The organism is Microbulbifer sp. S227A (genome assembly GCF_049800935.1).
This window is the reverse complement of the sequence record NZ_JBNAFZ010000001.1, coordinates 939905-961243: the sequence shown is the minus strand read 5'-3', so window position 1 is coordinate 961243 and position 21339 is coordinate 939905. Positions and strand designations below refer to the sequence as shown.

Genomic DNA, 21339 nt, shown 5'->3' with positions numbered 1-21339 from the left:
TCAGAGTATCCATGTTCGGGGAAGGTCGGTCACGCCGAGATGGCGCAAGAGCGGGATCAGGGTGCGGCGCAGGTCAAACCCGTCCTGTGCCAGCAACCGCGCATACAGAAGCCCGTCCCGCACGAGGCTGACCCCGCCGGTGCCGGGCATCAGGTCACGCGCGCCTGCAAGGTGGCGTTCGGCATCGGCGGCGACGAGCACCACGCTCGCCATCGCGCCACAGCCGCCACCGGTCGCGCGCCGCCGCATCAGTGCCCATGCGTCACCGTTCAGCGCCGTTCTGTCGGAAAACAGCGTCGCGCCATCGCGAACCACGTCGATCCGGTCGGCAAAGCGCAGGTCATGCAGGTGTTCGCCCATCGCCGCGCGGCCAAAGATCACCGGTTCCACCATCAGCGCGCGGGCGGTGCCGGCGATATCGACCGTCAGCCGCCGCCTCAGCGCGGCCCCGTCATACAGGATGGTTTCCTGAGGCAGCCAGTCACACCGCGCGTTCGCCTCGATCGTGAGGCGGGTGTCGATGCGGCCGGTTTCGCCGGGTTGCGCGCGATAGGCGCGTTCCGCCGCCTGCGTGGTCAAGACCAGATGCGCGCCGGTCTCTACCCGCGCGGCCACATCGAACCGGTCGCCGCCGGTCACGCCCCCGGCGGTGTTCAGGAGGACAGCGGTCTTGCCCAGAGCCCCATGCACGCGCGGAAACAGCAGCTTGAGCGATCCCTGCTGGTGCAGATCCCGCAGCACGCTGGCCTCGCCCCGGCGTGCAATGCACAGCCGTGCGGCGCCGATCGCACGCGGTTGGGTCGATGGGACCGGTATGTGAGTGGCGGTGTTGATCGCAAACTCCTGAAAAACGCGGCACGCCGGGGGCGTTGTGAACGATTTGCAGGCATTTCACGGGCCGAGTCAGCGAATTTCACCATTTCGAGCGAGTCACATCGCCATGTATGCGCAATTTTTGTGCGAAGTGTGCCGTGTAGGTGAAATATTGGGCATTCACGCTGCGCCGCGAGGGCGATACCCGGCCAAACCTTGCGTCCGGGGGGACGGGTTGGATTGATGCTGGCATCCAGGCCCAAGAGGACCGGCGTGTCCGGGGCCAGGAGTGTGACGGCCAGCGACGTGGAAATCAATCGGCCGCCACACATGTGCAACACTAATGTTGCAGGGCCAATATTAGGTGTCCCTTGGCTGCTGTTCAAGGAGTGCCGCCAGCTGCCCTGCATGGAGGGATCCATGAACTATAAATCTACCGCTCTGGCCGCGACATTTGCTCTGGGGGCCTTGTCTGCGCCGGCGCTCGCCCAAGACCCGATCAAGGTTGGCGTTCTGCATTCGCTGTCCGGGACGATGGCGATCTCGGAGACCACGCTCAAGGACACCATGCTGATGCTCATCGAAGAGCAGAACAAGGCGGGCGGCATTCTTGGCCGGCCGATCGAGGCCGTGGTTGTCGATCCGGCGTCGGACTGGCCGCTGTTTGCCGAAAAGGCGCGCGAACTCCTGAGCGTGGAAGAGGTTGACGTGATCTTTGGCAGCTGGACCTCGGTCAGCCGCAAATCGGCGCTGCCAGTGCTCGAAGAGCTGAACGGCCTGATGTTCTATCCGGTACAGTACGAGGGCGAGGAAAGCTCCAAAAACGTGTTCTACACCGGTGCCGCGCCCAACCAGCAGGCCATTCCCGCAACCGACTATTTCCTGGATGAGCTGGGGGTCGAGAAATTCGCGCTGCTGGGCACCGACTATGTCTATCCGCGCACGACCAACAACATCCTTGAAAGCTATCTCAAGGACAAGGGCGTCGCCGAGGCGGACATCTTTGTGAATTACACCCCGTTCGGTCACTCGGACTGGTCCAAGATCGTCGCCGATGTCGTGGCCCTGGGCGCGGATGGCAAGAAGGTCGGCGTGATCAGCACCATCAACGGCGATGCCAATATCGGCTTTTACAAGGAGCTGGCCGCCGCCGGTGTTTCGGCCGACGATATCCCCGTGGTTGCGTTCTCGGTTGGCGAAGAAGAACTCTCGGGTCTGGATACCACGAACCTGGTGGGTCATCTCGCCGCGTGGAATTATTTCCAGTCGGCGGACAGCGAACTGAACGACGAGTTCATCGCCAAGTGGAAGGCCTTTGCCGGCGAAGACCGCGTGACCAACGACCCGATGGAGGCGCATGTCATCGGCTTCAACATGTATGTCAAGGCGGTCGAGGCCGCGGGCAGCACCGATGTCGATGCGGTGCGCGAGGCGATGTATGGCATCCAGGTTCCGAACCTGACCGGCGGCACCGCCGAGATGCTGGTCAACCATCACCTGACCAAACCGGTGCTGATCGGTGAAATCCAGGAGGACGGCCAGTTCGACATCATCAGCCAGACCGCTGAGGTCCCCGGCGATGCCTGGACCGATTTCCTGCCGGAATCCGCCGTGCTCAAATCCGATTGGCAGGCGCTGAACTGCGGCATGTACAACACCGAGACCGAGACCTGCGTGCAAACGCTGTCCAACTACTGATCCGGTAACGAAACCTGCGAGAGGGGGCGATCCCCCTCTCGAGCAAGGCAATTCCCCATGCGCAAAATATATGTCGCCCTTATCGGGCTGATCCTGCTCGGCTCGGCAACCGCCGCGCAGGAACCCGCCACGGCCGAGCCGGCCACCGGCCCGGTACAGGCCCTGCTTCAGGAACATGCTGCCCTGATCGCCAGAAGTTCCCGCAAAACGATCCAGCCCGTCATCGATGCGCTGATTGCCAGCGGGCTGCCCGAAATCGAAACCGTTCTGGCCACGTGGCAGGCGCGCGACATCTGGCAACGCAAGGCGGATGGCCTGTTCTTTGCCGGGGAAGAAGTCGAAAAGCGCGTGTTCGAGCTGACCGATTTTGACACCGGCGCGCCTATCGGACAGGTCCCCAAGGCAGAGCTGAGGCAGGTCAAACCCAATAGCGGGGTGCAGGGTCTGATCGCCACCGCCCTCGTGCAGTTCCAGTTGAACAACCCCGACCCGGCGATCCGCATGCAGGCGCTCGATGCCCTGGCCCGCGCCCCCGAGGCCTCCTTGCTGGCCCCTTTGCGGGCGTCGCTCGATGCGGAACCCGACCCCGATATCAGGGCACGCAAGGATTGGCTCGCCACGCTGCTGACCATCGGCTATGGCCAGGACGAAGCCACCCGCATCGCCGCCATCCGGGATCTGTCCGGCGACCTGTCGGTCGAGCTGCGCGCCACGCTGAACCCGCTTCTGACGACGCGGCGCGGCTTTGCACAAACCCTGCCGCAGGACCAGAACATCGCCCGCGTGCTTGTCCCCGGCACAGACCTGAGCAAGCGCGAGGCTTACGACATGCTGGTCGCCGCCGATCTTGCGCCGCCCCCGGTCTCTGCCGCGCAAATACGCGGAGCGCTGGCCGCCAACATAGCCCAGGGCCGCGTCGGCGGCGTGCCGCTGGCCAACCTGTCCGACCCCGAGGCCCGCGCCCGCGCCTATGACGCGCTTGCCCGGGCCGGTGCCGTGGCGCCCCGGCTCGACGCCGCGGAACGGGATGCCCTGATCGCGTCCCAGGTCTTTTTCGATGTCTATGACGAACCTTCCGCGGCCATCACCGATGCGGCGGGCGCGGCGCTCACCTCGATCGAAACCCGCGTTCAGGTCAACCAGGCGCTCGATCTCGGGCTTGATGCCCTGTCGCTGGCATCGATCTATTTCCTGGCCGCCATCGGTCTGGCCATCACCTTCGGCGTGATGGGCGTGATCAACATGGCGCATGGCGAATTCATCATGATGGGTGCCTATACCGGGTATGTCGTGCAACAGGTGATCCCCGACTACACGGTCTCGATCCTCGTTGCGCTGCCCCTGGCCTTTGCGGTCACCTTTGCCGCCGGCGTGGCGATGGAACGGCTGGTCATCCGCCACCTCTATCACCGCCCCCTAGAAACCCTGCTCGCCACCTTTGGCATCTCCATCGCCCTGCAACAGATCGCCAAGAACATCTTTGGCACCCAGGCCCGCCCGCTGACTTCGCCCGGCTGGCTCGACGGGGCGTGGGTACTGAACGACGTGGTCTCGATCAGCTATATCCGCATCGCGATCTTCGTGCTGGCGCTGCTGTTCCTCGCCCTGTTCCTCTTCATCATGCGCCACACCCGCCTCGGGCTGGAAACCCGCGCCGTCACCCAGAACCCGCGCATGGCCGCCAGCATGGGCATCAATCCCGACCGCGTGAACATGCTCAGCTTCGGCCTCGGCTCGGGCATCGCCGGCGTCGCGGGCGTGGCCATCGGGCTCTACGCCAAGGTCACCTCCGAACTGGGCAGCGACTATATCGTGCAAAGCTTCATGACCGTGGTTGTCGGCGGTGTCGGCAATATCTGGGGCACCTTGCTGGGGGCGACCATGATCGGCTCGCTGCAAAAGGGCATCGAATGGCTGAACCCGTCCAACACGCTGGCCGCCCAGACCTACATGATCGTTTTCATCATCATCTTCATTCAGTTCCGGCCCCGGGGCATCATCGCCCTGCGCGGCCGCGCCGCGGGAGACTGAGCCAATGCAGCTTCATCTTTGTGCAAATACTCCGGGGGGGCAGGGGGGCTGGCCCCCCTTCACGGCGGGGGCCACCGGATGAACCGCGGCGTCCTCCTGCGCAACCCGTCGGTGCTGGTCTTCATCGGCTGTCTCGGGCTCTTCACCCTGCTTGTCACGGTGCTCTCCGAAGGGCTGGGCATCGGCGTGATCTCGACCTCCTTCGTCAAGACGCTGGGCAAGACACTCTGCCTCTGTCTCGTCGCCATCGCCATGGATCTCGTCTGGGGCTATGCGGGCATCCTCAGCCTCGGGCATTTCGCCTTTTTCGGGCTTGGCGGCTACATGATCGGCATGTGGCTGATGTATGAGCGCACCCGCGATATCGTGGTGACGTCGCTGGCTGATGTCGAAATCCCGCCCACCGCGCAGGAAATCAGCGACGCCATAGGCAACCAGATTTTCGGCGTGGTCGGCAGCTCCGATTTTCCGGCGATCTGGGCGCTTGCGCCCAGCCTGCCCGGGCAATTGCTGCTGGTGGTGCTGGTGCCGGGTCTGCTGGCGCTGGTCTTTGGCTGGCTGGCCTTTCGCAGCCGCGTGACCGGCGTCTACCTCTCGATCCTGACCCAGGCGATGACGCTGGCGCTGGCGCTCTACCTGTTTCAGAACGACAGCGGGCTGCGCGGCAATAATGGCCTGTCCGGTCTGCAAAACCTGCCCGGTGCCGATGACATCCCGCAATCCCTGATCTCGCTCTGGTTCCTCTGGGGGTCGGCGCTTGCGCTTGGTGCCGGGTATGTCCTGCTGGCCTGGGTGGTCTCGGGCAAGTTCGGCAGCGTCATTCGCGGCATCCGCGACGACGAGGCGCGGGTGCGTTTTCTCGGCTACCCGGTCGAAGGCTACAAGCTCTTTGTATTCGTGCTGACGGCGGTGATCGCGGGCATTGCCGGGGCGCTTTATTATCCGCAGGCCGGGATCATCAACCCGGCGGAACTGGCCCCGATCGCGTCGATCTACCTGGCTGTCTGGGTGGCAATCGGCGGGCGCGGCCGGCTTTATGGCGCGGTGATCGGTGCCGGGCTGGTCTCGCTCGTCTCCACATGGTTCACCTCGGGGCAGGTGCCGCCGCTGAATCTCGGCGTTTACACGGTCAACTGGGTCGACTGGTGGCAGGTCGTGCTCGGACTCAGCTTTGTGCTGGTCACGCTCTATGCGCCCAAGGGGATCGGCGGCCTGTTCGACATGTTGTCCGGGGTCCTGCCGCCCCGGCGTCACGGGGCCGACCTTGGCCCTGATGACGGGGCCTTGCGTGAACGGGAGGCCGACCAATGAGCACGCTTCTCGAAGTGTCCGGTGTCACCGTATCCTTTGACGGGTTTCGCGCCATCAACAACCTGTCGTTTCAGATCGGCAAGGCGGAAATGCGCGCGATCATCGGGCCGAACGGCGCGGGCAAGACCACCTTCATGGATATCGTCACCGGCAAGACCCGCCCCGACAGCGGCCGGGTGATCTGGGGCGACAAATCGGTCTCCCTGCTCAGCATGAACGAGGCCCAGATCGCGCGCGCCGGGGTCGGACGCAAATTCCAGCGTCCGACGGTATTCGAGGACCAGAGCGTCTTCGACAACCTGTTGCTGGCCCTGAAAAAAGACCGGGGACCGCTCTCGGTGCTGCTCTACCGGCAATCGGCGCATGACCGCGACCGTGTGGGCGAACTCGCCGCCGAAATCGGGCTTGAGGACCACTTGTCACGCAAATCGGGCGAGCTCAGCCATGGTCAGAAACAGTGGCTCGAAATCGGCATGTTGCTGGCGCAGGATCCGCAATTGCTGCTGGTGGATGAACCCGCCGCCGGCATGACGCTGGAAGAGCGCGAGCACACCACCGAATTGCTGGTCCAGGCGGCGCGCACCCGCGCGGTCGTGGTGGTGGAACATGACATGGAATTCGTGCGGCGGCTGAACTGCAAGGTGACGGTTCTGCACGAGGGCGCGGTTCTTGCCGAGGGCAGCCTGGATCACGTCACCGCAAACAAGGACGTCATCGACGTCTACCTGGGGCGCTAGCGACATGCTCAAGATTGACAAACTCTCGCTTCACTACGGCGGATCGCAGATCCTCTATGACATCGACATGACCGCCGAACTCGGGCAGGTCACATGCATCATGGGCACCAATGGCGTCGGCAAGACCAGCCTGCTCAAGGCGATTTCCGGCACGCATCCGCGTTCTGCGGGCATGGTGGAGCTGGATGGGCAGTCGCTGGGCATCCTGCCCGGACACGCGATGGCGCGGCACGGGGTCGGCTATGTGCCGCAGGGGCGCGACATCTTCCAGTTGCTGACGGTGAAGGAAAACCTCGAAACCGGCTTTGCCTGTTTGCCGCGTTCCGAACACCGCATCCCCGACGAGATTTACGAACTGTTCCCGGTGCTGCACGACATGTCCGCCCGGCGCGGCGGTGATCTGTCGGGCGGGCAACAGCAGCAGCTTGCCATCGCGCGGGCCCTGATCACCCGTCCCAAGCTGTTGTTGCTGGACGAACCGACCGAGGGCATTCAGCCAAATATCATCCAGCAGATCGGCCGGGTCATCCAGCACCTGCGCGACAAGGGCGACATGGCGATTGTTCTGGTCGAGCAATATTTCGATTTTGCCTATGAACAGGCGGACCGTTTCGTGATCCTGCGCCGTGGCGAGGTGATCCGGCAAGGCACCAAGGACAGCCTGTCGCGCGATGACCTGGTGGCCGCTGTTTCGGTCTGATCCACACTATCAATGTTGTTTGCACCCGCTTCGGGCGCGTCCGCATGATCCGGCGCGCCGGTTTCCCTGCGCGCGACGTGGCGTCCTGTGTGCGGATTTTTGTGGAATGCCATTCCGCACAGTGGAATAATGCGAGTGATCATCCCGGAGCCGCGCGGCATTCGTGACGTGATGTTCGGGATTGATCCGGGGGCCGCATTCGCACATCTTGCGGCTGTACAACCGAACGGGGGGAGCCGCATGACAGACGCCATTGGTTACGAACTGGATGGAGATATCGCCATCCTGAAGGCGCAGAATCCGCCGGTTAACGCCCTGGGGCATGCGGTCAGGGTCGGGTTGATCGCCGGGCTGGAGCGCGCCGAAAAGGACGGGGCCAAGGCTGTTCTGATCTATGGCGAGGGTGCGACCTATTTCGCGGGGGCCGACATTCGCGAATTCGGCAAGCCGCCGCTTGAACCGATGCTGCCCGGCGTCTGCGACCGGATCGAAGCTTGCCCGCTGCTGGTTGTGTCGGCGATGCACGGCACCGCCCTGGGCGGCGGTCTCGAAGTGGCGCTTTCGACCCATTACCGGATCGCGGTGCCGACGGCCAGGGTGGGCCTGCCCGAGGTGCTGCTGGGCATCCTGCCGGGTGCCGGTGGAACCCAGCGGTTGCCACGGGTCGCCGGGGTCGAGGCGGCGCTGGACCTGATCACCACGGGCCGCCACGTGCGCGCCGACGAGGCGCTTGGGCTGGGGATCATCGACAAGGTACAGGACGGCGCGCCGCGCGAGATCGGGCTGGCCTATGTACGCGAGCTGCTCGCCTCTGGCGCACCGCGCCGCCCGGTCGGTGAAATGGCGGCACCCGAGCCGGTCGATTTCGACGCGGTCCATGACGCGGTTCTGAAAAAGGGGCGCGGCCAGATTTCGCCGGCAACAGCGGTCCGCGCGGTGCAGGCTGCCTGCGAACTGCCGTTCAGGCAGGGGCTGGCCCGCGAGCGCGAGCTGTTCATGGAGCTCATGAACACCAACCAGCGCGAAGGGCTGATCCATGCGTTCTTTTCCGAGCGCGCGGTCTCCAAGCTGCCCGAGCTCAAGGGGGTCGAACCGCGCAGCCTGAATGCCATTGGCGTCATCGGTGGCGGCACGATGGGCGCGGGCATCGCCACCGCTGCGTTGCTGGCGGGGCTGACGGTGACCATGCTGGAAATGTCGCCCGAGGCGGCGGACGCGGCCAAGGGGCGGATATCCGGCAACCTGCAAGGTGCGCTCAAGCGTGGCAAGATCAGCGCGGAACAGTTCGAAGCCCTGACCGAACAGGCGCTGACGCTTGCCACCGACTACGATGCTCTCGGGCAGGCGGACCTTGTCATCGAAGCGGTGTTCGAAGAGATGGAGGTCAAGAAAAAGGTATTCTCCCAACTGGATGCCGTGTGCAAGCCGGGCGCGGTGCTGGCCACCAACACCTCTTATCTTGACGTGAACGAGATTGCCGCGATCACCAGCCGCCCGGCGGATGTCATAGGGTTGCATTTCTTTTCGCCGGCCCATGTGATGAAGCTGCTTGAGATCGTGGTCGCCGACAAGACCGCGCCCGACGTGGTGGCCACGGGATTTGCGCTTGGCAAGCGGCTGCGCAAGATCAGCGTCCGCGCGGGGGTTTGCGACGGGTTCATCGGCAACCGCATCCTGTCGACCTATCGCACCTGTGCCGATCACCTGATCCTGGATGGGGCCAGCCCTTACCAGATCGACCAGGCGCTGGAGGCGTTCGGCTTCGCCATGGGGCCGTTTGCGGTTGCCGATCTGGCGGGGCTCGATATCGGCTGGGCGGTGCGCAAGCGCAAGCGGGCCGAGGGGCTGGACCCGCGGGCGCGCGACAGCACCTACGGGGACAAGCTCTGTGAAGACGGGCATTTCGGCCAAAAGACCGGCAAGGGGTATTACGACTATGCGGCGGGGCCGAAATCTCGGGTGCCGAACCCGGATGTCATGCCGTTGATCGAGGCGGAACGCGCCGCGCAGGGGATCACCCCGCGAGATTTTACCGATGAAGAAATCGTGCGGCGCTATATGGCGTCGATGGTCAATGAGGCGGCCAAGGTCGTCGGCGAAGGCATCGCGCGCCGCCCGCTGGACGTGGATATGACCCTGCTCTTTGGCTATGGGTTTCCGCGCTATCGCGGCGGGCCGCTGAAATGGGCCGACCTTGAAGGGTTGCCCGGCCTGCTCGCGGATATCCGCTCCTGGGCCGAGCAAGATGGCTATTTCTGGGAACCGGCGCCGCTCTTGCAGTCGCTGGTGGCAGAGGGCCGCAATTTCGATGATCTGAACAAGGACGCCGCATCATGAAACAGGCCGTCATAGTCTCTGCCGCGCGGACGGGGCTCGCGAAATCCTTCCGCGGGTCGTTCAACCAGACTCATGGGGCGACCATGGGCGGGCACGCGGTTAAGGTTGCGGTGGAGCGGTCGGGGATCGACCCGGCCGAGATCGAGGATTGCGTGATCGGCTGTGGCCTGCCCGAAGGCGAAACCGGGGCCAATATCGCGCGCCAGATTGCGATCCGCGCCGGGTTGCCAGTGAGCGTGTCGGGGATGACGGTGAACCGGTTCTGCTCGTCGGGGCTCCAGACCATTGCGCTTGCGGCGAACCAGATCACCGCTGGTGGTGCCGGCCCGATGGTTGCGGGCGGCGTCGAGAGCATCACGATGGTGCAGCCCAGGATGCGCCCCGCGCCGGATCCGTGGATCCTCGAACACAAGCCTGCGATCTACATGACGATGATCGAAACCGCCGATATCGTCGCGGAGCGATATGGCATCAGCCGCGAAGACCAGGACGCCTATGGGCTGCGCAGCCAGCAACGGATCGCCGCGGCACAGGAGGCGGGCAAGTTCGACGATGAAATCGCGCCGATGCAGGCGACGATGGCGGTGAAGGACAAGGAAAGCGGCGAGATCTCGATGCGCAAGGTCACGGTGGATCGCGACGAATGCAATCGCCCGACAACCACGCTTGAGGGGTTGGCGGGGCTGGAGCCGGTGCGCGGTGAAGGCCGGTTCGTGACCGCCGGCAATGCCAGCCAGCTGTCGGACGGGGCCGCCGCCGTGGTGCTGATGGACAGCGACGAGGCAGTGCGTCGCAATATCGAACCGATGGGAGCGTTCAAGGGGTTCTGTGTTGCCGGGTGTGAGCCTGACGAGATGGGGATTGGCCCGGCCTTTGCGGTGCCGCGCCTGTTGCAACGTCATGGGCTGAGCGTGGATGATATCGATCTGTGGGAATTGAACGAAGCCTTTGCCAGCCAGGCGCTTTATTGTCGCAACCGGCTGGGGATCGATGACGGGAAATGCAATGTGAACGGAGGCTCGATTGCCATCGGGCACCCGTTTGGCATGACCGGCGCGCGGATGGTCGGGCACCTGATGCGCGAAGGGCGGCGGCGCGGGGCCCGGCTTGGTGTTGTCACCATGTGCATTGGTGGTGGCATGGGGGCCGCGGGGCTGTTTGAAATCTATTGAGGCCAGAGGCGCGCGCCCGCCCCGTCGAGGGGCGGACGCGCGCTGTCCGGCACGGGGTGCCGGACTCTCCCGGCGCAACCGGTCGGGACAACAGGAGGAGAACCGATGGACCTGAGCTATTCCCCCGAGGAGATCGCCTTTCGCGACGAGGTGCGGGCGTTCCTGGACGAGAAGCTACCCAAGGACCTGGCCGAGAAGCTGCGCCGGGGCGGGCATCCGGACAAGGCCGAGCAGGAGAACTGGCATGCGATCCTGAATGCGCGCGGCTGGCTGGCGCCGAACTGGCCCAGGGAATATGGCGGGTGCGAGTGGAACGCGGTTCAGCGGCATATTTTCGAGGAAGAATGTGCCTTTGCCAACGCCCCGCGCGTGGTGCCGTTTGGTTTGTCGATGCTGGCCCCGGTGTTGATGAAATTCGGCAGCAAGGCGCAATGTGACCATTTCCTGCCGCGTATCCTGGATGGCACCAACTGGTGGTGCCAGGGGTATTCCGAGCCGGGGGCGGGGTCGGACTTGGCCAGTCTCAAGACCCGCGCGGTGCGCGAGGGCGATCACTACGTGGTCAATGGCCAGAAGACCTGGACAACGTTGGGTCAGCATGCGGACTGGATATTCTGCCTTGTGCGCACCGATCCGGACGCCAAGCAGCAGGAGGGGATTTCCTTTCTGCTGATCGACATGAACACGCCGGGCATCGAGGTGCGGCCGATCATCCTGCTGGATGGCACGCACGAGGTGAACGAGATCTTTTTCGATAACGTCAAGGTGCCGGTGGAGAACCTTGTTGGGGAAGAGAACAAGGGCTGGACCTATGCCAAGTACCTGTTGACCCATGAGCGTACCAACATCGCCGGGGTCGGGTTTTCGCAGGCCGGTCTGGCCGGGGTCAAGCGCCTGGCGCGGGCCGAGATTTCGGGCGGTCGTCCGTTGATCGAGAACCCGCATTTTGCGGCCCGGATCGCCAGGGTCGAAATGGACCTGATGGCGATGGCGACAACCAACCTAAGGATCATTTCCAAGGCAGCGGTTGGTCAGGCACCGGGGGTCGAGGCGTCGATGCTCAAGGTGAAGGGCACGATCATCCGGCAGGAGATCAACGATCTCGCCCGGCGCGCGGCGGGGCCTTATGCCATGCCCTTTGTGTCCGAGGCGATCGAAGGCGACAATGCTCCGGTGGGTCCGGACTATGCCGGGCACCTGGCGGCGGAATATTTCAACTATCGCAAGCTGTCGATCTTTGGCGGGTCGAATGAAATCCAGCGGGGCATCATCGCCAAGGTCAAGATGGGGGGCTGATCATGAATTTCGATCTGACTGACGAACGGCAGATGTTGCAGGACACGCTGCGCCGGTTTCTTGCGGATCGCTACACGACCGCCGACCGCAATGCGATCATCGACAGCGAGGCGGGGTATTCGCCCGAGATTTGGGCGCAATTGGCGGAACTCGGGGTTCTGGGCGCGTTGTTTTCCGAGGCGGATGGGGGCTTTGGCGGTGCCGGGTTCGACATCACGACGGTGTTCGAGGCGCTGGGCCGGGCGGGCGTGGTCGAGCCGGTTCTCGAGAGCGCGGTGCTGGGCGGCGGGCTGATTGCCGCGCTCGGCGATGAGACGCAAAACGCGCTGGTTGCCGAGGTAATCGGTGGCGGGCTGCACCTGGCTTTTGCGCATGGCGAACCGGCCAGCCGCTATGATCTGTCGCGGGTCGAGACCACCGCCCGCGCCGATGGCGATGACATCGTTCTGAACGGTCGCAAGGCGGTGGTGGCGAATGCCGAGGCGTCGCATCATCTGATCGTTTCGGCACGGGAACGCGGTGCGGCGGATGACACGGATGGCATTTCGCTGTTCCTTGTCCCCGCCGGCGTTGCCGGCCTTGGCCTGCGGGGCTATCCGATGCTGGCAGGGGGACGGGCCGCCGAGGTCACGCTTGATGAGGTCCGCTTGCCCTCTTCTGCGCGGCTGGGAGCGGCGGGCGGTGCCTTTCCGGCGATTGCCGAACGGATTGCCGCCGCCAACGTGGCGCTGGCGGCCGAGACGCTGGGCGCGATGGAAACCGCCGTGGAACTGACCCGCGACTACCTGATGACCCGCCAGCAATTCGGCCGCCCCATCGGTACGTTCCAGGCGCTGGCGCATCGGTTTTCCGACCTGTTGATCGAACTGGAACAGGCGCGTTCGGGGGTGATCAATGCGGCGGGGCACCTTGGGCATGGGGATCGCGACCGCCAGATTGCCGCCGCGCGCAATCTGATCGGCCGAGTGGGCCGGCTTGTGGCCGAGGAATCGATCCAGATGCACGGGGGCATCGCCATGACACAGGAATACGAGCTCGCCCATATCGCCAAGCGGATCGTGATGAACGATCACCGGCTTGGGGATACGGATTACCATATGGAGCGGTTCATTGCCCTTAGCGCCGCCTGATCGCCAAGCCGCCACGCCGGCGGTGCCAATGGGCGGCGCGCATGAATTGATCGGCTATGAGGTGGATTTGGCGACCAGGGACGGAACTGCGCGGATCACGCTCGACATCCTGCCGAAACATCTCAATCGCAACCAAACGCTGCATGGCGGCATCATTGCCATGATGCTGGACGCCAGCGCCGGGTTCGCGGCGTCGCTGGCACCGGGTGACGACCTTGTGCCGGTGCTGACCGTGGCGCTCAACACGCAGTTCCTGGCCGCCGCGCGCTCGGGGCAGGTGGTTGCCGTCGGCAGGGTCAAGCGGGCCGGGCGGTCGATTTGCTATGCCGATGCCGAGCTGCGCGATACGGCGGGGACGTTGCTGGCCACCGGCAATGGAGTCTTCAAATACCTGCGAAAGGAGCCCGCATCATGACCCTGGCAAGACTTGACGATCTGGGCGACCGGCTGGTGGTGGTCAACATGAACACAACCCGGCGCGGGGCATTGTCGCCCGAGCTTTATGCAACGATCATGCGGGCGATCCATCAGGCCGCCGATCCGCGCATCCGGGCGGTGATCCTGACGGCGGAAGGCGGGTTCTTTTGTGCCGGGGGCGACATGAACGTGCTGATCGAGCGGCGCACCCTGACCGAAGAGCAGCGGCGCGACAAGATCGACGATCTGCACGACCTGATCCGCGCGATACATGGCTGTCCGGTGCCGGTGATCGCCTCGGTCGAAGGGGGCGCGGCGGGGGCGGGGGCCTCGCTGGCGCTGGCCTGTGACCTGATCGTGGCGGCGGAGGGGGCCAGGTTCACCGCCGCCTATGTCAAGGCGGGGCTGGTTCCGGATGGCGGGTTGACCTCGGCGCTGGCGCGGATGTTGCCCCGGCCGCTGGCGATGGAAATGTGCCTGTTGGCAAGGCCGGTCACTGCGGAACAGATGCATGCATTGGGCGTGGTGAACGCGCTTGCCCCGGCGGGCACATGCGATGCCCGCGCGCATGGTCTGGCCGATGCGGTTGCCGCCGGCCCGCGCGAGGCGCAGCAGGTGATCCGGGGGCTTGTCGCCTCGGCCTATGAACGCAGCGAAACGGCACAGCTCGACGCCGAACGCAACGCCATGGCCCATGCTGCCGGGGGCCCCGAAGCGGCCGAGGGGATCGCCGCGTTCCTTGAAAAGCGCCGCCCGGATTTCTCTGGATGAGCGACCGCTGGCATGGCTTTCTCGACCATCAGGCGGCAACACGCCCCACGGCCCCTGCGCTGGCGGATACGACGGGTCTGCGCTGGAACTTTGCCGAACTGAGTGCCGCCTGTGACGCGCTTGGCGCGCGGCTCGCGGATCGGGGGGTACAGCCGGGCGACCGGGTATTGATCCTGTCCGAAAACAGCGCCCCGACCGTCGCGGCGCTTTTTGCCTGTTCCCGCATGGGGGCGATCGCGATCCCGGTCAATGCGCGGCTGACCGCGGGCGAGGTGGATCGCATCGTTGCGCATGCCCGCCCGGCGGCGGTCTTGTTCACCACCGAGGTTTCGCCCGAAGCGGCGCGGCATGCGGACAGGATGGGCGCGGCCCGGATCGCCGGTGTATTTGGCGCGCTGCATCTGGCGACCCCGTTTCCATCGCTACCCGAGCCGGACCCGGATATCGCGGTCATCCTCTATACAACCGGCACCACGGGCGCGCCCAAGGGGGTGATGCTCAGCCATGGCAACCTGGTCTTTGCGGGCAGGGCTTCGGTCGAGGTGCGCGGCATGCGCGCGGATGACGTGATCTATGGGGTGCTCCCGATCACCCATGTCTTTGGGCTTGCCTCGATTGTCACCGCCGTGTCCTGCGCGGGGGCGTTCATCCGTTTTGAGCCGCGCTTCTCGGTGGCCAGGCTTTACGAGGCGCTGAATGATGGGGTGACATTGCTGTCGGCGGTGCCGCAGATGCATGCGCTGCTGATGCAATATGCCCGCGAAAAGGGGCGCAGATCGCTGGTCGGCAGCAGTTTGCGCGTGGTCACGTCGGGGGCGGCGCCGCTGGACCCCGCATGGAAACGCGAGGCCGAGGCATTTTACGGCGTTGCCCTGCAAAACGGCTATGGCATGACCGAAACCACCGCCGGCGTCTGTGTCACGCGGAACCCGTTTGGTGATCCGGACATTTCGACCGGACCGGCGCTGCCCGGTGTCGAGATCGACATTGACCAGGACGTGCCGGGCGGCGGGGATGGCATCGGCGAAGTGCTGGTGCGCGGTCCGGTGGTGATGAAGGGCTATTACCGAAATCCCGAGGCAACCGCCGCTGCGATCAACGCCGGGGGGTGGTTGCGCACCGGTGATCTGGGACGGATCGATGATCGCTCGCATCTGCATATCGTCGGGCGGACCAAGGAATTGATCATCCATGGCGGCTTTAACGTCTATCCGCCCGAGGTCGAGGCGGCGCTGAACGATCATCCGCAGGTGATCCAATGTGCGGTGGTCGGCCGCAAGATTGCGGGCGATGAACAGGTGCTTGCCTTTGTGCAGGCGTCGAAAGAGGACTGGCCGGATGCGGAAACCCTGCGCGCGTTTGCCGCCGGGCGACTTGCCGGATACAAGCGGCCCGCGCTAATTGTCATTGCCACCGACCTGCCCGCGGCACCAACGGGCAAAATACTCAAACACAAGCTGGTCGAGCATTTTGCCCGCGAACTGGCCGGCGATGCGGTTTGAAGCGTGACCCGTGGCGCGGTCAGGCCAGCGCCGCCCAATCGTCCGCCGAGAGGGTGGTCAGGGTAATCTCTTCCCAGTCGCTTACGGTTTCGCCATCAAAGACACGAATTTGCAGCGTCGTGTCGCCGGGGTTCTTGTTCGGCCCCACGCGTATCTGGTCGAAATCTTCGGCGGCGACACGATAGGGGGTGTCGGCGTCGATCTTGCCCTGGCCCTTGAAGCGGAAATTGTCGCGCCCGATGCTGTCGAGCAATTCGAACCAGACCGGATCGTCGCCATCCGCATCTGAGAACTCGACATGTTTGTTCAGCCGCGTGGTGCGCGCGCCCTTGACCAGCCCGACAGAGATATCGGAAACTTCAAGCTCGGGGGCGCTGTTGCCCTGGCGATCCAGCTGCACATCGGCACCGGTTCGGGCAAAGTTCTGGGTAACGATCACGCCGTCCCAGCCGTTGTAATCGCCCTGCTCGATCCCGATGCCGATCACCTCGAAATCCGGGTTCAGGATATTCGCCCGGTGTCCGGGGCTGTTCATCAGCGACTGGTGCAGGTCCGCGACATCGTCGGCGAGTCCGGGCGCGCCGCGTTCCGATTGGATCGCGATGTTCTCGCCCCAGGTCCAGCTGCCCGAGAATTCGAACCCCGCATCGCGCATCCGGTCGCCGGGATTCGAACCGCTGCTGCCGGTGTGGGAAAACGTGTCGGTCTGCAACATCCAGTCGCTGTGATCCTCTGACGACTCGTTCAGCCGCAGTTCCAGGTCCAGCGGGTCAAGCCCCTGCGCCGCGCGTTCGTCATTGATCAGGTCCAGCATCAGCCATTCAAGATCGCTCGCTTTTGACATCTTGTGCTCCTGTGTCTTGTGCCTCGTGGACAGCTCTTAGAGCCGATGCGTAAACCTTCCCAGAACGCCGTGCGCCACCTGGGGTTTTGCGCCGAAACACGCCGAGAATCACGGTCGGAGCCCGGCGATTGCCTGCCGGGGCAGGCGCCGCATGGATCACCGGCCAAAACACGCGCAGCCCGGTCCGCACGGGTGGCGGAAATTGTCCGGTCCCGCACGATGCGGGCAAAGAAAAACCCCCGTGGCGATGCCTCGGGGGTCGTTATCCGTGTCGAAAATGCTACCGAATTCTTAGAGCATCCCTTCGCGCTGTGCCTTTTTACGGGCCAGCTTGCGGGCGCGTCGAATCGCTTCGGCTTTCTCGCGTGCCTTTTTCTCGGACGGCTTCTCGAAATGTTGCTTGAGCTTCATCTCGCGGAATACGCCTTCACGCTGCAGCTTTTTCTTCAGGGCACGAAGCGCCTGATCGACATTGTTGTCGCGAACACTAACCTGCATGTGGTTTTCACCACCTTTCTAAGTTGAGTTGCAAGGATTTGCAGGAAGCCGCCGTATAGCAAAGCGCGGCTGGCTTGTCTAGTATGGCCTCAACGCTGGGAGAACGCGATGACAATGCCTGATGAGAGCCTGCAAGAACAACTGCTGGATGCGGCGGTGATGCATGTACCGTTTGACGGCTGGAGCGACGCGGCATTTGACGCGGCGGCGCGGGATGTCGGGGTCGATATCGACATGGCGCGTGCGGTGTTCCCGCGCGGGCCGGTCGATCTGGCGCTGGCCTATCACGCGCGCGGGGATCAGGCGATGGTGGCACGGCTGCGATCCGAAGACCTGGACCGGCTGAAGATACGCGAAAAGATCGCCACCGCCCTGCGCTACCGGCTTGAGGCGGTCGAGGACCCGGAGCTGGTGCGCCGGGGCACCACGCTGTTTTCCCTGCCGCATCATGCGCCCGACGGTGCACGGGCGATCTGGCAGACCTGCGATCTGATCTGGACGGAAATCGGTGACAGCTCAGACGATGTGAACTGGTACACCAAGCGTGCCACGCTGGCGGGGGTGTATTCCGCGACGGTGCTGTATTGGCTGGGCGACAGCAGCCCCGACCACGCCGCGACCTGGGCCTTTCTCGACCGGCGTATCGATGACGTGATGCAGATCGAGACACTCAAGGCAAAGCTGCGCGGCTCGCCCATCCTGAAACCGTTTCTCGCGGGGCCGAACTGGCTGGCGGCACAGATCAAGCCACCCGCGAGGATGCCCGGTCTTGACCTGCCCGGAATGATGAAACCCCGCAAATAGACCGGTTCCGCTGTCTGCCTGTCGATGCTACCCCTGTGCCAAGCAAGGGGAAGTCTAACCGATGACAGAGCATATGCGCGCCATTGAAATCACCCGCCCGGGCGGGCCGGATGTCTTGCAACTCACAACCCGGCCGGTGCCGCGCCCGGCGCATGGGCAGGTGGTGTTGCGTGTCGCCTATGCCGGGGTCAATCGCCCGGACGCGCTGCAACGCGCCGGGAGCTATGCGCCGCCACCGGGGGCGAGTGACCTGCCCGGGCTTGAGGCCTCCGGCGAGGTGGTGGCCGTGGGGGAGGGCGTGGAATCGCTGGCCCCGGGCGACAAGGTCTGTGCGTTGTTGCCCGGTGGCGGTTATGCGGAGTTCGTGGCGACCCCGGCGGCGCATTGCCTGCCCATCCCGTCAACGCTGGACATGAAACAGGCGGCCTGCTTGCCGGAGACCTGTTTTACCGTCTATTCCAACGTCTTTACGCGCGGCGGGCTGCGGGCGGGGGAACGTTTTCTGGTGCATGGCGGGTCCAGTGGCATTGGCACCACGGCCATCCAGCTGGCCAGCGCCCTTGGCGCGCGGGTGTTTGTCACCGCCGGATCGGATTTGAAATGCCGGGCCTGTCTCGACCTTGGGGCCGAGCGGGCAATCAACTACAAGAGCGAGGATTTTGTCGAGGTGATGCGCGGCGAGGGCGGGGCGAACCTGATCCTTGACATGGTTGGGGGAGATTACATCCCGCGCAATATCAGGGCGTTGGCCAATGACGGGCGGCTGGTGCAGATCGCGTTCCTGGCGGGGCCGGCGGTCGAAATGAACTTCGCCGAGATGATGACCCGCCGGCTGACCCTCACCGGGTCGACCTTGCGCCCGCAATCCGACCTGGCCAAGGGGCGGATCGCGCGGGATTTGCGGCGCGATGTCTGGCCGTTGATCGAGGCGGGGCGCTTTGCCCCGGTGATGGACAGCGAATTCGACCTTGCCGGAGCCGCTGCCGCCCATGCCAGGATGGAAAGCAGCGGTCACATTGGCAAGATCGTCCTCAAGGTTGCTGGCTAGCGGCGGTCAGCCGATCGCCCGGCGATAGAAATGCCATGTCGCATGGCCAAGGATCGGCATCACCACGACCAGCCCCGCAAGGAATGGCAGCGCCCCAAGCACCAGCCCGGCGGCAACCACCGCGCCCCAGGCCAGCGTGACACCGGGATTGCGTTGCAACACCCGGAACGAGGTCACGATGGCGACGGGGACGCCCACATGTCGGTCAAGCAGCAGCGGAAAGGACACAACGCTCATCGCCAGCGCCACGAGCGCAAAGGCGAATCCGACCGCAAACCCCGAAAGCACCATCGTCCAGCCCTGCGGTGTCGTGGCGATGTCGGTGGCAAAGGCGGCAAGCGATGCCGGCGATCCGGGGCCGAGGGTCCAGTTATAGATCTGCAACGCCGCGTACATCCAGACCACGAACAGCCCCAGCATATAGAGGCCCAGCACCAGCACCGCGCCAAAGGCGGGCGACTGGATCACCGCAAAGGCGCTTTGCCAGCTTACGCTTTCACCGGCCTCGCGGCGGCGGCTCATCTCGTACAGCCCGACCGCCGCGACCGGTCCCAACAGGGCGAAACCGGCGAGCATCGGGAACAGCAGCGGCATCCGGTCCACGTGAAACCCGATCGCGATCAGCGCCAGACCCATCAGGGGATAGATCAGAACCGCAAAGATCGCGTCGGTGCGACAGGCGAGGAAATCTTCCTTGCCGGCGCGCAACGCGGCCCAGACGTCCTCCATGCTCAGCCGCTTGATCCGGGGCGGGGCCAGGGCGTCGCCGCCAAGTTCCGCGGCGGTGGCGGCGATGTGATCTCCTGCGGACCCGAACTGTCGGGCCGTCCACGAGAGCGGGTTTCCGATTGTCTTTTCCATGGTTGATCCCTCCGGTGACGACAGCCAATTGCGCCAGCATCGAACGGTCCGGTCGCGTCGCGGGCCGGGCCGCGCGGTGACGCTGGGCCCAGTATAGCACAAATCGCCGCCTCCGGGGTCACGGTATCGGGAGCGTCGCAGCGACCGTGCCAAAGGCGAAAACGGGTCTGGTCAAATCGTGGCATGGTGGTGCAGACTGCGTGTTCTGCACAACAAGGATCAGCATCGCAAATGGCAAAGACGGTAATCATCGAAGCGGCGGGCGGGCCGGAAGCCCTGAAACTGGTTGACCGTCCGGTGGGCGAGCCCGGACCGGGCGAAATCCGCATCGCGCACAGGGTGTGCGGGCTCAACTTCATCGATGTGTACCAGCGCTCGGGCCTCTATCCCTTGCCCCTGCCGCACGCGATGGGCATGGAGGCCGCCGGTGTGATCGAAGCGGTGGGCGACGGGGTCACGCATCTCAGACCCGGAGATCGCGCGGCCTATGCCGCCAATCCGCCGGGCGCCTATAGCGAAGCGCGGGTGATGCCCGCCGCACAGGTCTGCCCGATCCCGGACGGTGTGTCGTTTGAACAGGCCGCGGCGATGATGCTCAAGGGGATGACCGTGCAATACCTGTTTCACCGGACAACGCCGATCGCGGCGGGGGATACGGTGCTGTTTCACGCGGCTGCGGGCGGCGTCGGGCTAATCGCCTGCCAATGGGCGCGTTCGGAGGGCATCACGCTGATCGGCACGGCGGGCACGGACGAGAAATGCAGGCTGGCGCTGGATCACGGGGCAACCCATTGCATCAACTACCGGACCCAGGACTGGGTCAGCCAGGTGCGTGACCTGACCGGGGGCAAGGGCGTGGACGTGGTGATGGACGCGGTTGGTGCGGACACGTTCGAAGGGTCGCTGGATTGTCTCAAGCCGCTGGGCATGATGATCTCGTTCGGGAACGCATCCGGCCCGGTGCCGCCTTTCAGCCTTGCGTTGCTCGGGCAGAAGGGCTCGCTCAAGATCACCCGCCCGACCCTGTTCACCCATCTCGCCGATCACGAAACCTGTCAGGCGATGGCGCAACACCTGTTTGACAAGCTGGCCTGCGGTGACGTGTCGATCCGCATCAGCCAGCGCTTTCCCCTGGAACAGGTCGCCGATGCCCAACGCGCGCTGGAGGCCCGCGAAACCACGGGATCGACGGTGCTCGAACTCTGAAGCGCAGCTGTTGCGCGATCAAGCCGGGTGAATCGGCTGCCTTGGCTGAGCAGCCCGGCTTCAATATGGTTAACAATCCGCGAAAATGGCCATAATTGGTTAACCTTTCGTCGCAAATTCGCCTCAATATCCAGCGATTTGTCTTCCCCAGTGCTCAGCGCCG

At 64.4% G+C, this 21339-nt stretch carries 19 protein-coding genes; 15 read left to right on the top strand and 4 right to left on the bottom strand.

The features are described from left to right. Positions 1 to 741, bottom strand: coding sequence for an urease accessory protein UreD (locus ACP15R_RS04555; RefSeq protein WP_424985191.1), 741 nt, complete (start codon positions 739 to 741; stop codon positions 1 to 3). Between the two features lie 492 nt (positions 742 to 1233). On the opposite strand from ACP15R_RS04555, the gene urtA reads away from it, so the two are divergent. The 12 genes from urtA (at position 1234) to ACP15R_RS04495 (ending at position 15915) form a co-directional block, all read left to right on the top strand. Beyond that, positions 1234 to 2511: an urea ABC transporter substrate-binding protein gene (gene urtA / locus ACP15R_RS04550; protein ID WP_424985190.1), complete on the top strand. Its 1278-nt coding sequence runs from the start codon at positions 1234 to 1236 to the stop codon at positions 2509 to 2511. A 57-nt stretch (positions 2512 to 2568) separates the two neighbouring features. Next, positions 2569 to 4542 carry an urea ABC transporter permease subunit UrtB gene (urtB, locus tag ACP15R_RS04545; RefSeq protein WP_424985189.1) on the top strand — a complete coding sequence of 658 codons (1974 nt, stop codon included), beginning with the start codon at positions 2569 to 2571 and terminating at the stop codon, positions 4540 to 4542. Positions 4543 to 4620: 78 nt separating this feature from the next. Then, positions 4621 to 5853, top strand: a complete 1233-nt coding sequence (gene urtC / locus ACP15R_RS04540; RefSeq protein WP_424985188.1) for an urea ABC transporter permease subunit UrtC — start codon at positions 4621 to 4623, stop codon at positions 5851 to 5853. Beyond that, a complete protein-coding gene (urtD, locus tag ACP15R_RS04535; RefSeq protein WP_424985187.1) occupies positions 5850 to 6590 on the top strand; it encodes an urea ABC transporter ATP-binding protein UrtD in 741 nt (246 codons plus the stop codon). The genes urtC and urtD overlap by 4 nt, the downstream gene beginning before the upstream one ends. 4 nt (positions 6591 to 6594) lie before the next feature. Further along, complete coding sequence (gene urtE / locus ACP15R_RS04530; RefSeq protein ID WP_424985186.1) at positions 6595 to 7290, top strand: urea ABC transporter ATP-binding subunit UrtE; 696 nt, start codon at positions 6595 to 6597, stop codon at positions 7288 to 7290. A gap of 240 nt (positions 7291 to 7530) precedes the next feature. Continuing rightward, a complete protein-coding gene (locus ACP15R_RS04525; protein WP_424985185.1) occupies positions 7531 to 9627 on the top strand; it encodes an FAD-dependent oxidoreductase in 2097 nt (698 codons plus the stop codon). Next, a complete protein-coding gene (locus tag ACP15R_RS04520) occupies positions 9624 to 10799 on the top strand; it encodes an acetyl-CoA C-acyltransferase (protein ID WP_424985184.1) in 1176 nt (391 codons plus the stop codon). The genes ACP15R_RS04525 and ACP15R_RS04520 overlap by 4 nt, the downstream gene beginning before the upstream one ends. 105 nt (positions 10800 to 10904) lie before the next feature. Then, complete coding sequence (locus ACP15R_RS04515; protein WP_424985183.1) at positions 10905 to 12095, top strand: acyl-CoA dehydrogenase family protein; 1191 nt, start codon at positions 10905 to 10907, stop codon at positions 12093 to 12095. A gap of 2 nt (positions 12096 to 12097) precedes the next feature. Further along, positions 12098 to 13225 carry an acyl-CoA dehydrogenase family protein gene (locus tag ACP15R_RS04510; protein WP_424985182.1) on the top strand — a complete coding sequence of 376 codons (1128 nt, stop codon included), beginning with the start codon at positions 12098 to 12100 and terminating at the stop codon, positions 13223 to 13225. A gap of 28 nt (positions 13226 to 13253) precedes the next feature. Further along, a complete protein-coding gene (locus ACP15R_RS04505; protein WP_424985181.1) occupies positions 13254 to 13640 on the top strand; it encodes a PaaI family thioesterase in 387 nt (128 codons plus the stop codon). Then, the gene (locus ACP15R_RS04500; RefSeq protein ID WP_424985180.1) at positions 13637 to 14413 is read left to right on the top strand and encodes an oxepin-CoA hydrolase, alternative type; all 777 of its coding nucleotides are present in this window, start codon (positions 13637 to 13639) and stop codon (positions 14411 to 14413) included. Before ACP15R_RS04505 ends, ACP15R_RS04500 begins: the two co-directional genes overlap by 4 nt. Further along, positions 14410 to 15915: a class I adenylate-forming enzyme family protein gene (locus ACP15R_RS04495; RefSeq protein ID WP_424985179.1), complete on the top strand. Its 1506-nt coding sequence runs from the start codon at positions 14410 to 14412 to the stop codon at positions 15913 to 15915. The genes ACP15R_RS04500 and ACP15R_RS04495 overlap by 4 nt, the downstream gene beginning before the upstream one ends. Before the next feature lie 19 nt (positions 15916 to 15934). Here ACP15R_RS04495 and ACP15R_RS04490 read toward each other — a convergent pair whose 3' ends face one another. Together ACP15R_RS04490 and rpsU are read right to left on the bottom strand one after the other, a co-directional pair. After that, positions 15935 to 16759 (bottom strand): CAP domain-containing protein, encoded by an 825-nt coding sequence (locus ACP15R_RS04490; protein ID WP_424985178.1) that lies wholly within the window; start codon positions 16757 to 16759, stop codon positions 15935 to 15937. Between the two features lie 291 nt (positions 16760 to 17050). Beyond that, positions 17051 to 17257, bottom strand: coding sequence for a 30S ribosomal protein S21 (rpsU, locus tag ACP15R_RS04485; RefSeq protein WP_008207378.1), 207 nt, complete (start codon positions 17255 to 17257; stop codon positions 17051 to 17053). 108 nt (positions 17258 to 17365) lie between these two features. On the opposite strand from rpsU, the gene ACP15R_RS04480 reads away from it, so the two are divergent. Beyond that, complete coding sequence (locus ACP15R_RS04480) at positions 17366 to 18061, top strand: COQ9 family protein (RefSeq protein ID WP_424985177.1); 696 nt, start codon at positions 17366 to 17368, stop codon at positions 18059 to 18061. Positions 18062 to 18122: 61 nt separating this feature from the next. Beyond that, positions 18123 to 19109, top strand: coding sequence for an NAD(P)H-quinone oxidoreductase (locus tag ACP15R_RS04475; RefSeq protein WP_424985176.1), 987 nt, complete (start codon positions 18123 to 18125; stop codon positions 19107 to 19109). A 6-nt stretch (positions 19110 to 19115) separates the two neighbouring features. Here the strand turns inward: ACP15R_RS04475 and ACP15R_RS04470 are convergent, their stop codons facing one another. Beyond that, the gene (locus ACP15R_RS04470; protein WP_424985175.1) at positions 19116 to 19970 is read right to left on the bottom strand and encodes a DUF2189 domain-containing protein; all 855 of its coding nucleotides are present in this window, start codon (positions 19968 to 19970) and stop codon (positions 19116 to 19118) included. A 231-nt stretch (positions 19971 to 20201) separates the two neighbouring features. Between ACP15R_RS04470 and ACP15R_RS04465 the strand changes: the two genes are divergently transcribed. Further along, entirely contained in the window at positions 20202 to 21176 is a 975-nt protein-coding gene (locus tag ACP15R_RS04465) for a quinone oxidoreductase family protein (RefSeq protein WP_424985174.1), read from the top strand. Positions 21177 to 21339 lie beyond the last annotated feature (163 nt).

What these genes read in the sequence shown, in the direction of transcription:
- urtA (WP_424985190.1), top strand. Translation starts at nt 1,234, where the DNA reads ATGAACTATAAATCTACCGCTCTGGCCGCGACATTTGCTCTGGGGGCC.
- urtB (WP_424985189.1), top strand. Translation starts at nt 2,569, where the DNA reads ATGCGCAAAATATATGTCGCCCTTATCGGGCTGATCCTGCTCGGCTCG.
- urtC (WP_424985188.1), top strand. Translation starts at nt 4,621, where the DNA reads ATGAACCGCGGCGTCCTCCTGCGCAACCCGTCGGTGCTGGTCTTCATC.
- urtD (WP_424985187.1), top strand. Translation starts at nt 5,850, where the DNA reads ATGAGCACGCTTCTCGAAGTGTCCGGTGTCACCGTATCCTTTGACGGG.
- urtE (WP_424985186.1), top strand. Translation starts at nt 6,595, where the DNA reads ATGCTCAAGATTGACAAACTCTCGCTTCACTACGGCGGATCGCAGATC.
- ACP15R_RS04525 (WP_424985185.1), top strand. Translation starts at nt 7,531, where the DNA reads ATGACAGACGCCATTGGTTACGAACTGGATGGAGATATCGCCATCCTG.
- ACP15R_RS04520 (WP_424985184.1), top strand. Translation starts at nt 9,624, where the DNA reads ATGAAACAGGCCGTCATAGTCTCTGCCGCGCGGACGGGGCTCGCGAAA.
- ACP15R_RS04515 (WP_424985183.1), top strand. Translation starts at nt 10,905, where the DNA reads ATGGACCTGAGCTATTCCCCCGAGGAGATCGCCTTTCGCGACGAGGTG.
- ACP15R_RS04510 (WP_424985182.1), top strand. Translation starts at nt 12,098, where the DNA reads ATGAATTTCGATCTGACTGACGAACGGCAGATGTTGCAGGACACGCTG.
- ACP15R_RS04505 (WP_424985181.1), top strand. Translation starts at nt 13,254, where the DNA reads ATGGGCGGCGCGCATGAATTGATCGGCTATGAGGTGGATTTGGCGACC.
- ACP15R_RS04500 (WP_424985180.1), top strand. Translation starts at nt 13,637, where the DNA reads ATGACCCTGGCAAGACTTGACGATCTGGGCGACCGGCTGGTGGTGGTC.
- ACP15R_RS04495 (WP_424985179.1), top strand. Translation starts at nt 14,410, where the DNA reads ATGAGCGACCGCTGGCATGGCTTTCTCGACCATCAGGCGGCAACACGC.
- ACP15R_RS04490 (WP_424985178.1), bottom strand. Translation starts at nt 16,759, where the DNA reads ATGTCAAAAGCGAGCGATCTTGAATGGCTGATGCTGGACCTGATCAAT.
- rpsU (WP_008207378.1), bottom strand. Translation starts at nt 17,257, where the DNA reads ATGCAGGTTAGTGTTCGCGACAACAATGTCGATCAGGCGCTTCGTGCC.
- ACP15R_RS04480 (WP_424985177.1), top strand. Translation starts at nt 17,366, where the DNA reads ATGACAATGCCTGATGAGAGCCTGCAAGAACAACTGCTGGATGCGGCG.
- ACP15R_RS04475 (WP_424985176.1), top strand. Translation starts at nt 18,123, where the DNA reads ATGACAGAGCATATGCGCGCCATTGAAATCACCCGCCCGGGCGGGCCG.
- ACP15R_RS04470 (WP_424985175.1), bottom strand. Translation starts at nt 19,970, where the DNA reads ATGGAAAAGACAATCGGAAACCCGCTCTCGTGGACGGCCCGACAGTTC.
- ACP15R_RS04465 (WP_424985174.1), top strand. Translation starts at nt 20,202, where the DNA reads ATGGCAAAGACGGTAATCATCGAAGCGGCGGGCGGGCCGGAAGCCCTG.